The 14,143-nt window shown below is 48.5% G+C and carries 15 protein-coding genes; 4 read left to right on the plus strand and 11 right to left on the minus strand.

Annotation, left to right across the window (positions count from 1 at the left end):
- Nucleotides 1–62: 62 nt before the first annotated feature.
- The 7 genes from MHH48_RS33750 to MHH48_RS33780 all read right to left on the minus strand — a co-directional run bounded on the left by MHH48_RS33750 (nt 63) and on the right by MHH48_RS33780 (nt 6,333).
- Nucleotides 63–1,055 carry a ring-cleaving dioxygenase gene (locus tag MHH48_RS33750; protein ID WP_179090660.1) on the minus strand — a complete coding sequence of 331 codons (993 nt, stop codon included), beginning with the start codon at nt 1,053–1,055 and terminating at the stop codon, nt 63–65.
- A 219-nt stretch (nt 1,056–1,274) separates the two neighbouring features.
- Complete coding sequence (gene def, locus MHH48_RS33755; RefSeq protein WP_076323746.1) at nt 1,275–1,793, minus strand: peptide deformylase; 519 nt, start codon at nt 1,791–1,793, stop codon at nt 1,275–1,277.
- A gap of 4 nt (nt 1,794–1,797) precedes the next feature.
- On the minus strand, nt 1,798–2,040 hold the full coding sequence (locus tag MHH48_RS33760; protein ID WP_071220536.1) for a helix-turn-helix transcriptional regulator: 243 nt from the start codon (nt 2,038–2,040) through the stop codon (nt 1,798–1,800).
- Nucleotides 2,041–2,179: 139 nt separating this feature from the next.
- Complete coding sequence (locus tag MHH48_RS33765; protein WP_256720643.1) at nt 2,180–2,860, minus strand: class D sortase; 681 nt, start codon at nt 2,858–2,860, stop codon at nt 2,180–2,182.
- A gap of 44 nt (nt 2,861–2,904) precedes the next feature.
- Entirely contained in the window at nt 2,905–3,474 is a 570-nt protein-coding gene (locus MHH48_RS33770) for an LPXTG cell wall anchor domain-containing protein (protein ID WP_076323745.1), read from the minus strand.
- Nucleotides 3,475–3,605: 131 nt separating this feature from the next.
- The gene (locus tag MHH48_RS33775) at nt 3,606–4,559 is read right to left on the minus strand and encodes a DMT family transporter (protein WP_076323744.1); all 954 of its coding nucleotides are present in this window, start codon (nt 4,557–4,559) and stop codon (nt 3,606–3,608) included.
- 262 nt (nt 4,560–4,821) lie between these two features.
- A complete protein-coding gene (locus tag MHH48_RS33780; protein WP_076323743.1) occupies nt 4,822–6,333 on the minus strand; it encodes a copper amine oxidase N-terminal domain-containing protein in 1,512 nt (503 codons plus the stop codon).
- Between the two features lie 257 nt (nt 6,334–6,590).
- Here MHH48_RS33780 and MHH48_RS33785 point away from each other — a divergent pair, with 257 nt between their 5' ends.
- The 4 genes from MHH48_RS33785 to MHH48_RS33800 all read left to right on the plus strand — a co-directional run bounded on the left by MHH48_RS33785 (nt 6,591) and on the right by MHH48_RS33800 (nt 11,075).
- Nucleotides 6,591–7,280 (plus strand): response regulator transcription factor, encoded by a 690-nt coding sequence (locus tag MHH48_RS33785; RefSeq protein WP_076324066.1) that lies wholly within the window; start codon nt 6,591–6,593, stop codon nt 7,278–7,280.
- Nucleotides 7,277–8,281 carry a sensor histidine kinase gene (locus MHH48_RS33790; protein WP_076323742.1) on the plus strand — a complete coding sequence of 335 codons (1,005 nt, stop codon included), beginning with the start codon at nt 7,277–7,279 and terminating at the stop codon, nt 8,279–8,281. The genes MHH48_RS33785 and MHH48_RS33790 overlap by 4 nt, the downstream gene beginning before the upstream one ends.
- Nucleotides 8,282–8,380: 99 nt before the next feature.
- Nucleotides 8,381–9,142: an ABC transporter ATP-binding protein gene (locus tag MHH48_RS33795; RefSeq protein ID WP_053490949.1), complete on the plus strand. Its 762-nt coding sequence runs from the start codon at nt 8,381–8,383 to the stop codon at nt 9,140–9,142.
- The gene (locus MHH48_RS33800) at nt 9,132–11,075 is read left to right on the plus strand and encodes an FtsX-like permease family protein (protein ID WP_076323741.1); all 1,944 of its coding nucleotides are present in this window, start codon (nt 9,132–9,134) and stop codon (nt 11,073–11,075) included. The genes MHH48_RS33795 and MHH48_RS33800 overlap by 11 nt, the downstream gene beginning before the upstream one ends.
- Nucleotides 11,076–11,155: 80 nt before the next feature.
- On the opposite strand, the gene MHH48_RS33805 is transcribed toward MHH48_RS33800, so the two are convergent.
- From MHH48_RS33805 to MHH48_RS33820, 4 genes are all read right to left on the minus strand, one after another.
- Nucleotides 11,156–11,641, minus strand: coding sequence for a DinB family protein (locus MHH48_RS33805; RefSeq protein WP_076323740.1), 486 nt, complete (start codon nt 11,639–11,641; stop codon nt 11,156–11,158).
- 137 nt (nt 11,642–11,778) lie between these two features.
- On the minus strand, nt 11,779–12,180 hold the full coding sequence (locus MHH48_RS33810) for a hypothetical protein (protein ID WP_256720642.1): 402 nt from the start codon (nt 12,178–12,180) through the stop codon (nt 11,779–11,781).
- A 120-nt stretch (nt 12,181–12,300) separates the two neighbouring features.
- Nucleotides 12,301–13,533 (minus strand): MFS transporter, encoded by a 1,233-nt coding sequence (locus tag MHH48_RS33815; protein ID WP_083659729.1) that lies wholly within the window; start codon nt 13,531–13,533, stop codon nt 12,301–12,303.
- Nucleotides 13,526–13,954, minus strand: coding sequence for a MarR family transcriptional regulator (locus tag MHH48_RS33820; RefSeq protein ID WP_076323737.1), 429 nt, complete (start codon nt 13,952–13,954; stop codon nt 13,526–13,528). Before MHH48_RS33820 ends, MHH48_RS33815 begins: the two co-directional genes overlap by 8 nt.
- Nucleotides 13,955–14,143 lie beyond the last annotated feature (189 nt).

Here is a 14,143-nt window from a genome sequence, read left to right on the forward strand (position 1 = left end):
TACAAAAAAAAGCAATCCGCCCTTGTCGTAAATAAGCGGATTGCTTCTTAAGATTCATTACATTATTCCTTTACGAATTCCTTCGTGCTGCGAACGGTATCAATCGGACGAACCATACGCTCGATCTGTTCGCGCTTTGGTTCCAGGAATGGAGGCAGAGACAGCTTCTCGCCCAGCGTTTCATATGGCTCATCGCCCATGAAGCCTGGACCGTCGGTTGCGAACTCAAACAGAATTTGCGGTGCAACACGCGCATACAGGGACTGGAAGAAATAGCGGTCTACAAAGCCTGACGTATGGAACTGGAAGTCGTCCAGACGCTTGATCCAATGTTCCAGCACTGAGCGGTCCTCGACCCGGAAGGCCGCGTGGTGTACAGTGCCGAAGCCCTGCTGGGCTCTTGGAAGCACGGCGTTGTACTCAACAACCACCTGTGCGCCATTACCGCCTTCACCAACCTCAAACAGATGAAGTGAACCTTCCTTGCCGATTTCCTTGAATTGGAGCACTTTCTCCATCATTTCCTTGAAATTATCGAAGTTGGATACCCGTACAAACACCGGGCCGAGTCCTGTTATTGCATGCTCCAGCGGAATCGGTCCTTTCTGCCAAGGAGTTCCTGAAGCCACACCTTCGTTGCTCTCATCGGAGATGAGCTGATACTGCTGATCGTCAAAATCAACAAAGGCGAGTGTCTTTTTGCCAAATAACTCTTGAATGCCTTGATGCTTCACATCCATTCGGTCAAATCGCTTGACCCAATATTCGAGCGCTGCATCGTTAGGGACACGGAACGAGGTTTTGTAAATCTCGTCTGTACCATGTCTGCCCTGCGGGATCCCCGGAAAATCGAAGAAGGTCATATCTGTGCCGGCACTGCCCTTGTCATCTGCAAAGAACAGGTGGTATGTCTGAATATCGTCCTGATTAACCGTCTTCTTCACGAGCCGCATGCCGAGCACATAGGTGAAGAACTCGTAGTTCTTCTCGGCACTGCTCGTAATGGCTGTTACGTGGTGAATTCCTTTTAATCCGTTCATGATTAATTCCTCCATCTCTTATATTTAGAAAGTGTTGGCGCAACCTACATAAATTATTATTTCGATTTAAAACATCTTTAATTTAAGATAATAATATCACAAGAATTCTGTTCCGTCAACCTTCTACATTCAAAATCTTATTTTAGCCGTGCATGATATACAAAAAACGGCCGGACATAAGAACATCCAGCCGTTCTATTTCTTTCCTCATAAGAGAGAGACTCTCCATGTCCGTTATGCGCCTGTATTGGATAACCCAATGACAGGAAACAGCTCGATGCGTTGATGGGTCTCCTCGTGATACAACCATCCATCCCGAACATGGTCCACAAACAATATGCCGTTCAGGTGATCAATCTCATGCTGCATACATCTGGCCAGATAATCTTCGCCATCCAGAATTACCGTCTCGCCTTGGCGATTCAATGTCTTTACCTTAACTTTATTGGCTCTCTTCACATATCCGTAATACCCTGGATAAGAGAGACACGCTTCGGGGCCCAGCTGTTCCCCGTCCATCTCTACGATTTCTGGATTAATCAGCTCGATCAATCCTTCTCCGCAGTCCATGACAATAAGTCTTCGTAATATACCGATTTGTGGTGCGGCAAGACCAGCGCGCCCTTCGCTGTCATACAGAGTCTCTGCCATATCATCCAGAATCTTCAATGCTCTGGCATTTACGGTATCGACTGGCCGGGCGATCTTTCGCAAGATCGGATCCCCGAATGGCACAATAGCTTTAACCGTCATTCACTTAAGCCCCCTTAGTTCTAGAAGGAGGTGTATGCACCCATAAGTCACCTGGAGTACACTCTAAGGTTGTGCAAAGGGCATCTAACGTCTCTGCCTTCATCTGCCTGGGCTGGTTCGTCAGCAAGGCACTAATGGAAGCAGCTGACAGGCTGTAATTCGCCTTCTCTTTCATCAGCCGCGCCAAAGCCGCTCCCGACCATATCCCTCTCTCCGCCATCACATTACGTAGCATCCATTCGAGCAAAGGGTCCCCCTCCCGTTCCATTCAAATATTAGCTCACACCTTATTTTATTAGGTGCTACCTAATATCTCAAGTCTTTTTTAGGGATCTAACCCTAACCGAAGGAGTTCTCTACAGATCTTGAGGATCCTTAGGAGACACTTAATCGGAAACGAGTTCAGCCTGGACAATCAAACGATGTGTAGCCTCGTAGATAGGATCGCAAGTGATCAGTGTAATGATCTGCTCATCCGGGTCTCCTTCCAGAACAGATACATCGGTCGGCTCCACGACGGAAATCTGGTCAACTCGGTAAATCAGTTCACGGCCTTCCGTTTTTATGATGACCTCATCGCCGTATGTGAGCTCATTCAATCGATTGAACAGACGCCCGGTCTTATGGGCGCGATGGGCGGCAATGGCGGCATTTCCGGCTTCTCCGAGTTTTGCCGTCCCCGTTACGCGAGCAGCCGCATTCTTCATATTCGATTGGGTTGCTCCCTCCAGAATGGGAAGTTCTAACTTCAACTTGCTAATGGTGATAATGCCGATAGGTGAACCTTCTTCATAACTGGCCTGTTCCTCTTGTGTTGAAGCTGGTGCCTCTCCCTCATCCAGGATACGGGAGAGCTCCTTGTAGTGAACAGCCACGTTATCTTGCGCGGTTCTCTGTTGAGCTTCAGCCTCGATTCGCGCTGCTTCCTTCAGCAAGCCATCCTGCTGGCGGTCCGCATTCCAGTCGCGGAGGATCGGATATAAGAATATGAGAAATCCAACAAGAATCAAGGCAACCGAAAGTTTCCGCATGAACAGCCGTCCTTCCTTACTATAATTGAAATTCAAATCCCCCTCTCCAGATATTAGCAGGGAGAAGGGGATATCATCATTTATTGACGTTTGTTACGCAGGCGGCGGCTTAAGAAGTAGCCTGCAAGTATAAGTGCCAGTCCTCCGAGTTGGAACGGTGCTGGATTGCTCTCTCCTGTTTTCGGGAGCGTGGCAATCGGGCCGCCTTCCGGCTTGGTTTCATTCACCGGATTACGATTCGTATTGTTCCCGGCGGATGGGGTAGAAGGATCTTCCGGCTTCGCCGTCTCGTCCCCAACCAGGGTGTCATCTTCTTCCGGTTCCTCTACAGGGATTGGTTCTGGATCAACTTCGCCCGGTACGACGGGATTGGTTTCTCCGGGTTGTACAACTTCCCCGGGAACGGTTGGCGTTCCTTCATCGGTATTACCGCCCGGTGATGTCCCTGGATTACCTGGGTTTGGATCGGGGTTACCCGGGTTTGGATCCGGATTGCCAGGATTCGGATCGGGGTTACCCGGGTTTGGATCCGGATTGCCCGCTCCAGCCGCACTGACCCTCTGGCCATTAAACGTACCAAGGCCCGTACCAAATATACCTTGGAACATCAAAATAACAATGAGAGCCAGCATGCCTCCTTTCTTTTTCATAGTTTAACTCCACCTCTAAGTATGATTTCATCTGTTTTTAGTAGAATATTATGACAAGTGGTCGTGTGTACAGATGCTACAGCCTGTAATCATACATGGTGGAACTCGACAATTTCTCTACAACAAACAGATTAAGCTGGTTTCGACTTGTTCCGCACAAGCGGTTTACGACTAGCGCTCTTGGATCTCCCTGCAAGGCTGGTCCCAATCACACCAATAAGGACAAGCGCTGCTCCAATGATATGATAATAAGCCAGCTCTTCATTCAAGAAGGCGACACCTCCGAAAATCGTGACGACGGTGGCCAGATTGTTAAAGATGCCCATCCGGGATGCCTCCATCTGGGACAATGCATAATTTGACAGTAGCGATGTTCCAAGGGAGGACAAAACGCCAAGATACAGAGCGGCCCATACGAAGGATGGATGCAGAAACGGGTCAAAATAATGTACGAGCGTCCCCTGCGCAGCATGTTGAGCGGCCGACATCAGGTTAAACAGCACGAATCCGATCATCGACATGATGAACGTTATATCAAGTACCGACTGCTTCTGCGTTAACTTGCGTGCCATCACGCTGTATATCGCGTTGGAAAGCGCCGACAGCAGAATTAGTACAATCCCGAGCGTACTTGATGTCTCGAAGGAAACGCCCTTCAGCACGAATATAGAGATGATCCCTGACACTGACAACACGGTAAATAGCTTTTGTGCCCAGCTGGAGCGTTCCTTCAAAAACAGTGACGCCAAGAGCAACGTAAAGATCGGTACGGTAGCGTGGATGATCCCGGCCTCGGCTGAAGAGGTGTAGACCAAACCGAAGGTTTGCAGCGTAAAAAACAGGAATGGATAGAATATGGCCAGCGGCACGATGGTCAGCAGCCGTTTCAAATCCAGCTTGACCTTTCTACGGGCGATGAGGAGTGCAAGCGATGCGGCAATGAACGAAATAGTGAACCGGTGGGCCAATGTGTCCAGCGGGTTAGAGACGATCAGCGCCAGCTTCACAAACATAAAGGAAAAACCAATGATGACTGTATATCCCAACGCGGCGGCATAAGCACGGCTTGTATTCGGTGTATTCATAATAAGTATTCTCCTTCATCTTCTCTATTTGAGTCCAACCAGAGGAGGTTGGTACATTTGCTACTTATCTTACGGTAGGAAGGACTTCCTGACGATTTGAAATAACGCCAACTGTACCGGTACAGTTGGCGCGATGAAGGAAGTAATGACAAAAAGGCTGTTTCCCATCATCCCAAGATGATAGGAAACAGCCCCGCTATACTTTAAATCCTAACGTTTCATAACAGGTATAGGCCTGCCCCGTTATCAATAACAATACTCGTTAATCACGTTTAACCGAAATCCAGCCGTCGCCCTCCTGATGTAACGTTGCGCCGAGCGCTTCGGCCATAAACCGAAGCGGAACATAGGTAGAACCATCGCTATGCACGAATGGAGCTTCCTTCAGCGTCACGTTTTCACCGCCGACGCTGGCTGTTTTGGAGCCTACGGTCAATACGATTTCTTCCCCTGTCAGATCATTGATGACTGTAATTTTCTTGGAGCCTTTGGTCCACTTCACTTCGGCGTCTAACTGGTCTGCCAGGTAACGAAGCGGGACGAAGCTCTGATTGTTCTTCTTGATTACACCATATCCATAATCATCGCTTGAGGGGCTGAGGAACATCGATTTTTGCGTGATCTTCAGATCATCCTTCAACACGTTATAGATGAGGGAATCCTTTTCAAAGTTCCGCAGCACTTGGCCTGGCGTCACCGTCCCGTTCAAGACGTCGAGCACGCCTTTGGACGTGTCTACCTGATTGGCTTTGACCGCGCCACCGATGTTCCATACTTCACTCTCGGAATAAACCTTAAAGGACTTCAGCGGCAGTTCCTCAGAAGCCGGAAGCGCGATGTTTAGTTCCAACGCACTCTTGCGTGTATTCAGCTGCTCATCGAAGAAATAATCCAGCTTGAGTGTTGTATCCTTGCCGAAGACCGTTTCGGATCCAGGAACCTCCTCTAATAACTGTTTCTTCTGTTCATCGTAATTTACCATCAGCTCGCTCAAACCGCCATGAACCATTTCGTAAAGCGAAGCGACGGCTTCTTCCTTGGACTCTTGCGGCAGGAGCTCCACATCTTCGCCGTAGGTCTCGCCAATGCTGGTCATCATCGGATAAATAGCATCGTAAGCATCGCCTATCAACTGCTTCAAACCGGCTTCGTCCTTAAGTAAACTCTCTGCGAAGGGTTTGAACATATTCAGAATTTCCTCACCCGTCAACTCCATATGGAGATGCGTCAGGTTCAAGCTTTCCCCGTTCACCTTCTCCTGAGCGGACTTCACCGCGATTGTCGATGGATTCGGGAAATGCTTCAGCACAAGCCCTGCCGCCTTCTTCACGACATCTTGAATCGCCTGCTCATACTGACTGGTATCAGGCAATCCGGGAACGGTCGTATCCATCGATAGATAGAACGGCTGCTTGGCGCCTTCCAATTGAATCGCCATTCCTTTGGAATCCATGGATATATGAAGCGGAATTTTCTTGTCCGAATATTGGACACTGCCCTGAATGGACACGGTTTTGCTATCCTGCACGATGGCATGGTCCATATTCAAGGATAACGAATTAATGAGATCAATCGCTTGTTTATCTTCAGTCGATAGGGCCTTGTCTGATGGCACCACCTCGAATCGAATACTTGCCTTGGATTCGCTGGATTTAACATCGAGACTGGTAAGCAACGCCTTGTTGATATCCAGTCCCCCGACAGCCTGACATCCTGTCATAACGACCAGCACAGCTGCAACGAGTACAGTCAACCATTTGAACTTCTTATACATAACTATAGTTTTCCCCTCCCAAGTCATAGGCTCATTTCTATTATGGGAAGTGAGGAAATGTTTGTAAATAGGTATTTAAGCCTCGTCACATGCGCACACGCAGAATGGCTGCCCACAGATAGCACATATCGACATTTTGCTATACACTGGGAATGAAATATGGATAGTAAAGTGCAAGTTCAACAGTCAACTTTTTTTAGCACCGGGAAGGTTTGCTAAGGGACTTTTGAACAACCCTATAAAGCGTGGTGAATCTCTTGTTTAAAATTATGTTAATCGAAGACGACGTGACCCTATTCCATGAAGTGCAGGAGCGCCTTTCGCAATGGTCGTATGACGTTTATGGCGTCCACGATTTCAGCGCCGTACTTCAGGAATTTACAGCCGTTCAGCCCGATCTGGTCATTATCGACATTCAGCTGCCGAAGTTTGACGGGTTCCATTGGTGCCGAATGATTCGGTCCCACTCGAACGTGCCGATTATCTTCTTGTCTTCCCGCGATCATCCGACGGATATGGTGATGTCCATGCAGCTTGGAGCCGATGATTTCATTCAGAAGCCGTTTCACTTCGATGTCCTGATTGCCAAAATACAGGCCACTCTGCGCCGGGTATACAATTACAATACCGAACGGACCGAGCTGAGAACTTGGCGCGGAGCCACTGTCGAATTCGGTAAAAATACGATTAGCAGCCCCCAGGGCACCGCTGAACTGACAAAGAATGAAATGTTCATTCTGAAAATCCTCATGGAGCGGAAGAATCAAATCGTCAGCCGGGAGGATCTAATCAAGAGCTTATGGGACAACGAGCATTTTGTCAGCGATAATACCTTAACGGTCAACGTCAATCGGCTGCGCAAGAAGCTGGAGCCTCTCGGTCTTGATCCCTACATCGAAACCAAAGTGGGACAAGGTTATATGGCCACGGAAGAGGCCCATACATGATGATAGCCTATATCCGGGAACGACTAAGCTGGATTCTGTTCTTCCTGTTTCTGCAGCTGCTGTTACTGTTCATAGCCGCCGTGGACTCCCAAATCCCGTTCTTGCCCATCCTTTATATCGTGTTTCTGTCGATGCTGTTCTTCCTGGTGTTTCTGTTCGTGAGGTACAACCGGGAAACCAAGTTCTACAAAAGCCTCCAGGCATGGGATGACACTTACGATTTAGCCGCCATCAGCGAGCCGGAGCACCCCTTTGAGGCGATTGCCATGGACATCCTCTCCCTGCAAACCGAGCGCTTCAAGAAGGAATCCTCCATGCGTCTAATGGAGATACAAGGGGAGGAGGACGAGCTGTTATCCTGGATTCACGAAGTGAAAACGCCGCTCACCACCATGCAGCTGATGATCGAGCGCATGAAAGACGAGACGTTAAAAGCTCAGCTCCAGTATGAGTGGCTCCGCATCCACCTGCTGCTTGACCAGCAGCTGCACCAGAAGCGCATCCCCTTTATCCGGAATGATCTGGTAATCGAGGTATCCGCGCTTGAACCGATCATCTTTCAGGAAATACGTGCGCTCAAGTCCTGGTGCATGCAGAAAGGCATCGGATTTGACGTTTCCCTTGAGGTAACGGAAGTGCTCAGCGATGCCAAGTGGCTGGGCTTTATCATCCGCCAGCTGTTGACCAATGCAGTCAAATACAGCAACGCTTCGGACATCCTCATCGAGAGTGATCTCACGGATGATCATGTCAGACTCACCATCCAGGATTCTGGACGCGGCATTGATCCGAAGGACATGCCCCGGATTTTCGACAAAGGCTTCACGTCAACCACCTCGCATCAGGACGGTGCCGCAACCGGCATGGGGCTCTATTTAACGCAAAAAGTAGCCGATGCCCTTTTGATCCGCATTCAGGTGGAATCGAAGCCGGGCATCGGCACCACCTTCACATTAATCTTTCCGAAACGGAATGATTTTGTGAGCATGACCGACATGTGACAACAATGTCACATGCTTTTGCGCTTTGTTCGGCGAATCGAAGGAAAAGATGCTCCGACTCCTTTATGATAAGGACAGATAACGAAGGAGTGAGTGAAATTGGCAATTCTTGAAGCTAACCAAATTCATAAAAGCTACGGCAACAAATTCAATAAACAGGAAGTGCTGAAGGGCATCGATATCCGCGTGGATAAAGGCGAGTTCGTCAGCATCATGGGCGCTTCAGGTTCAGGGAAAACCACCCTGCTGAACGTGCTGTCCTCGATCGATAAAGTAAGCCTCGGCAGCATCAAAATCGAGGGTAAAGAGTTTACGGGCCTCAAGGAGAAGGAGCTGGCGGAGTTCCGGAAGCACCATCTGGGATTTATTTTTCAGGAGTATAACCTGCTCGATACATTAACCGTCAAAGAAAACGTACTGCTGCCCCTCTCTATAAAGAAGGTTTCCAAAAAAGAAGCCGATCAGAAATTCCAAACCATTGCGACTGAGCTGGGCATCTATGAACTCAAGGATAAATATCCGAACCAAATCTCCGGGGGACAGAAGCAGAGAACCTCCGCAGCCCGCGCGTTCATCCATGATCCGAGCATTATTTTTGCCGATGAGCCGACAGGAGCGCTGGACTCGAAGTCCGCTTCCGATCTGCTGAACAAGCTTAGCGAATTAAATCAGAAGATCGACTCCACGATTATCATGGTAACCCATGATCCCGTGGCCGCCAGCTATTGCACCCGGGTTGTCTTCATTAAGGATGGACAGATCTATTCCCAGCTGAATAAGGGTGAGCAATCGCGGCAAGCCTTCTTCAACGACATTATCAAAACCCAGGGCGTGCTAGGCGGTGTTCAGAATGAACATTAATTATCTGATCTACCGGAATTTGAAGAAAAATATCAAAAATTATTATCTGTATGTATTTGCGCTTATCTTCAGTGTGGGCCTGTACTTCGCGTTTGTTACGCTGGAATATGACCCGGCGATGGATGAAGCGAAAGGCTCCATTAAAGGGGCGGCTGCGCTTGGCGCAGCTTCCGTGCTGTTAGTAGCCATCGTGGCCATATTCCTGCTGTATGCCAACACGATTTTCATTAAACGGCGCAGCAAAGAGATCGGACTGTTTCAGCTCATCGGACTGACCAAGGGCAAGATATTCCGAATTCTCAGCGCGGAGAATCTGATTCTGTATTTCGGTTCGATGGTCATCGGCATTTTTGCAGGATTTGCGGGTTCACGCTTGATCTTAATGATTCTGTTCAAGGTCACCGGCGTTGATACCGAGGCGGCGCTAACCTTCTCTACCGAAGCGATGATTCAGACTGTGATTGTGTTTGCCGCCATCTACGTGCTGATCATGATCATGAATTATACATTTATCAAAAGACAGAGCATTCTGTCCCTCTTCCACGCGGTATCAACCACCGAGAACCGGGTGAAGAAAATGTCCTTCTTGGAGATGCTGCTCGGTCTGTTTGGAATCGGGCTCATTGTTCTCGGTTATTATGTGTCTACCAAGCTGTTCGGCGGAGCCTTCACCTCCATGAATGAGTTGTTCATGGCCATGATCCTGATCCTGGGATCGGTTATCATCGGGACCTATCTGTTCTATAAAGGTTCGGTCAGCTTCCTGTTCAATGTGATCCGCAAGAGCAAGGGCGGTTACTTGTCCCTGAACGAGGTGCTGTCTCTCTCCTCCATCATGTTCCGCATGAAATCAAATGCGCTGCTGCTGACCATCATTACAACCGTATCCGCACTTGCGATCGGACTATTGTCACTCAGCTATATCTCTTACTATTCGGCGGAGAAATCGGCCGAGCAGAGTGTTCCTAACCATTTTGCAGTGGCAGACGAGAAGGATCTCACGGCTTTTATTCAGGCACTATCCGATGAGAATATCGAGATTAAGCAGACCAACCGCGATGTCATTCAGGTGACTGCGGACCTATCCGGCGTTATCGGGACCAGTCTGGATACATCTGGACAGTTAGGACCCACAGCCATCCCGGTAATCAGTGATGCCAGCGTGAAAGACAAGGATGTTTCCCCCGGAGAGATGCTGTTAACGGGATTCAGTGACGCAATCCAGCAATTTATGGCGATTCAAAGCGCAGGGGAAATTGAACTCATAAGCCCGAATCAAAGCTTTAAGCAAAAGCTGATCGGCCTGGACAAAGAAGCCTACGTTTCCTATTATTTCGAAAGCGGTGGACTGCCTATGGCGATTGTGGACCAGTCCGTATTCGATAAGCTGGCTTCGGACCTGGATCCAAAGATTCAGAAGAAAACCAATGTCTATCACGGCATCGATATTGTGGATCCGAGCGCTATTGATCAGGCCAATCAGATCTTTAAGAACCTCGGCATTAGCGAGGGAACAGGGAACCTGTCCCAGACGGAAATGGTCTTCAACCAGAAGAGCAATATGGGCTTGATGATGTTCATCGTGGGATTCCTGGGACTTACCTTCCTGATTACTTCAGGATGTATCCTGTACTTTAAGCAGATGGATGAAGGTGAAGAGGAGAAGCCGAATTATACCATTCTCCGGAAGCTGGGCTTCACTCAAGGAAACCTGCTGAAGGGGATTCAGATCAAGCAGCTGTTCAACTTCGGCATTCCGCTGGTTGTCGGGTTGTCCCACAGTTACTTTGCCGTTAAATCCGGCTGGTTCTTCTTCGGAACCGAGTTATGGCTGCCTATGGTCATGGTAATGCTGTTGTATACGGCGCTGTATTCCATATTCGGGTTGTTATCGGTCATGTTCTATAAACGGGTAATTAAAGAAGCGTTATAAACGAGGTGCATGGTTGGGCCCAGGGATGATTCGGGTACCATCCATGCATTTTTCGTGTGGGAGGCGTGAAAAACTTTGGATTACCATTCCAACGCTCTGCAGCTCTTCTGCAGCTTCCGAATATACACAATCTGGCCGATATGATAGGCATTGTGCAGGGCGGCATTGCTTATGATCTCCCACCACTTGGCCGGCTCCGGAAATCCGTTCACTTCCTGCTCAAGCTTGGTCTCTGACAGCAGTTCCTGCCACTGCAATAAGACCGCTATCAATCGGTCTCTCAACTCTGCAAAAGTTGCGTGATCCGCAATGATGAAGCTTAAATGATTGCCCCCAATAGAGGGCACGGCATCTATCCGCGATTCACGGTACCTGGACTGCCACGTTTCATTCCAATACAGCAGGTGCTGTATGATCTCAACAATGCTATGGCTCTCGTTGGCAGGTGTCCAGAACGCTTCATCCTCGGTCAAATGTTCCACAGATTGCTGGAACGGGATATGCCAGCTGGGATCATTCGCATTCGCTAACATTTGATTCATTAGAACATCATTTGCATGCGCCATGGGTCATTCACTCCTTCATGCGCCCGGTAATGAGCAGCATCACAAATCATGACTAATTTTACTATAGGATGAAGTCCTGTGATTCGCAGAAAATGATTAAAATTATTCTTTCTCGGCTAATCATGCCCGCATAGAATCTACCTTACATGGAATAAGTCCAAATAATACTGCGCCGTTGGCGTATCATTCTTGAAACGCAGCTCGATCTTCTCCAGGCTTCCCTTGCACAAACCCACCGTAATCTCAAAATAGCTTGCTCCGTGCATCGCATCAACAGGACTTGCATGATGGTCTTCCTCCCTCATCGTTGACCGCTCGTTGATCGATAGAATCTGTTCGCAGCCAAAAGAAGGATAAGTCTCATGGTATATATCCTGAAGTGACGATCGGATAACCGGGTATAGCTGCTGCAGCATGGCCTTCTCGAGCTGCTGCTCTCTTGACTTCTCTTGTGGCCGTGCGTAGGCTGCGCTTCCTACCGGGCCGAAAATGAGGAGGCCGCTTAGAAGCAGCAGACAGAAGGTTAATTTTGGCTTCACGTGCATTCACCTTTTTCGTTTTTCTGCTTAGGATTTCCTATTGGAAGCTTATATAGTCCTCCTTGCATTTTCGTTCATGCATGCCAAAAAAGACTGCCTCAGCGGCAGTCTTACATGACTTTAAATCTTTGATGAATGCACGACAGCATGCCCGTCGTTCCCGTCTCTTTCTTTTTTCCCAACTAAGAAGTGATACAGCACAATACCCGCAGCGAGCAGGACTGCCATTGCAATGTACATGCCCCGGAAGCCGACAAGCGGTGTCAGGAAGCCTAGAATAAAGGGTCCGAACCCGATTCCCACGTCCACAAATATATAAAAGGTCGACGTCGCAAGTCCAATCCGGTGAGCCGGAGAACGCTTGATGGCAAGGGCCTGGGAGCTGGACTGCGTCGTACCGTAGCCCAGACCGACAAATACGGCCGAGAGCAGCAAGGTCAGACCGTGGTGGGCTTGACTGAGCAGCACCATGCCGATTGCAAATGAAAGTATCGCAGGATACATCACCACGTTGGCCCCTCTTTGGTCAAACCACCGGCCCGTGAACGGTCTCGACAGAATGACCACAATAGCGTAGACAATAAAGAAATAACTGGCTATTTCGGTCAAACTGATCTGTCCGGCAAAGATCATGAGGTACGTTAAAACGCTGGAATATCCGAAACCCATGACGAAGCTAACCAGTGAAATCGGTAATGCTTTCGGTTCAATAAAATTAGATAGTTTCAATCCTTGCAGATCCTTCTCTTGCTCAGCGGTCAGCACCAGCTTCGGTATGTTCATAAAGAATGCGGACAACAAAGAGAGAATACCCAGTACCGCGCACAGCGTGAAGTTAGCCATCATCGAAGCATGTTCGTTAATCATCAGACCAATAAAAGGGCCAATGGCCGAAGCGATAATGATACTCACGCCATAATAACCCGTACCTTCACCCCTTCTGGAGTTTGGAATCAGGCTGGCTGCAATCGTGCCTGTTGCCGTGGAAGCGAGTGCGAAGGCTATGCCGTGGAAAAACCGGACAATGAGCAGCACGCTCAGGCTGTTCACGATGAAATATAACCCGATAAGAACGCTAAAGGCAATCAGACCGGTAAAAAGAAGTTTTTTGCGCCCGACCCTCTCAATGATGCTGCCTCCGATCAACCGTCCAATCAAAGCGCCCACGACAAAAATGCTGGAAGCCAAGCCAGCCATTCCTGTTGATGCATGAAATTCATTCTTCGCATATGAGGACATAATGACCACTAATAAATAAAAACATAAAAAGAGCAGGAAATTGACGCCAAACACAATCAAAAAATCCTTGCTCCACAATCGATCTCGCGAGTCTGCTTGCTCCAAGTTAATCACCTTTTCTAATAATGTTGTCTCTGACCGTCTCCATCACACGAATAACCGTGGCCTGTTCCTCAGCAGAGACACCTTCCATAATCTCCTGTTCATATTGGTCGAACACCTTGCGGACTTGCTGGACAACGCCAACTCCCGTCTTGGATAGCTGAATGCGCTTCTCCCGTTTATCACGCACCGGAATTTGCTCCACGTAGTCGAGCTTAATCAGCGCGTTCACGGTTCGGGTTACCGTGGGCTTCTCCACGTACAGCATTTTGGATAGCTCCACCAAGGTCATCGACTCGTAAACATCCAGATAGTACATAATGGACCACTGGGCATAATACAGGTTATAGTCTTCAAGCTTACGGTTCAGCTCATTGACGAAAGGGCGATGCAGCGTAAAGTATTTATGGAAAAAATGTCTGTGGGCGTCCATTTGATACCTCCATCCAAAATGGTTACCTTGGGTAACTATTTATTGATTATAAAGAAGATCCTTTGCATTGTCCATCCCAATTGATTTCCAATTACAAACGCTAGCCGCTTTCCAATCAGCATAACGACGCTTATTCTCCCTGTTTTGAAATGATCTATTCGCTTCTTGCCCCTTCCGTGAGCGAACATC

The organism is Paenibacillus sp. FSL F4-0100, assembly GCF_037993005.1.
Lineage (GTDB): Bacteria > Bacillota > Bacilli > Paenibacillales > Paenibacillaceae > Paenibacillus_AQ.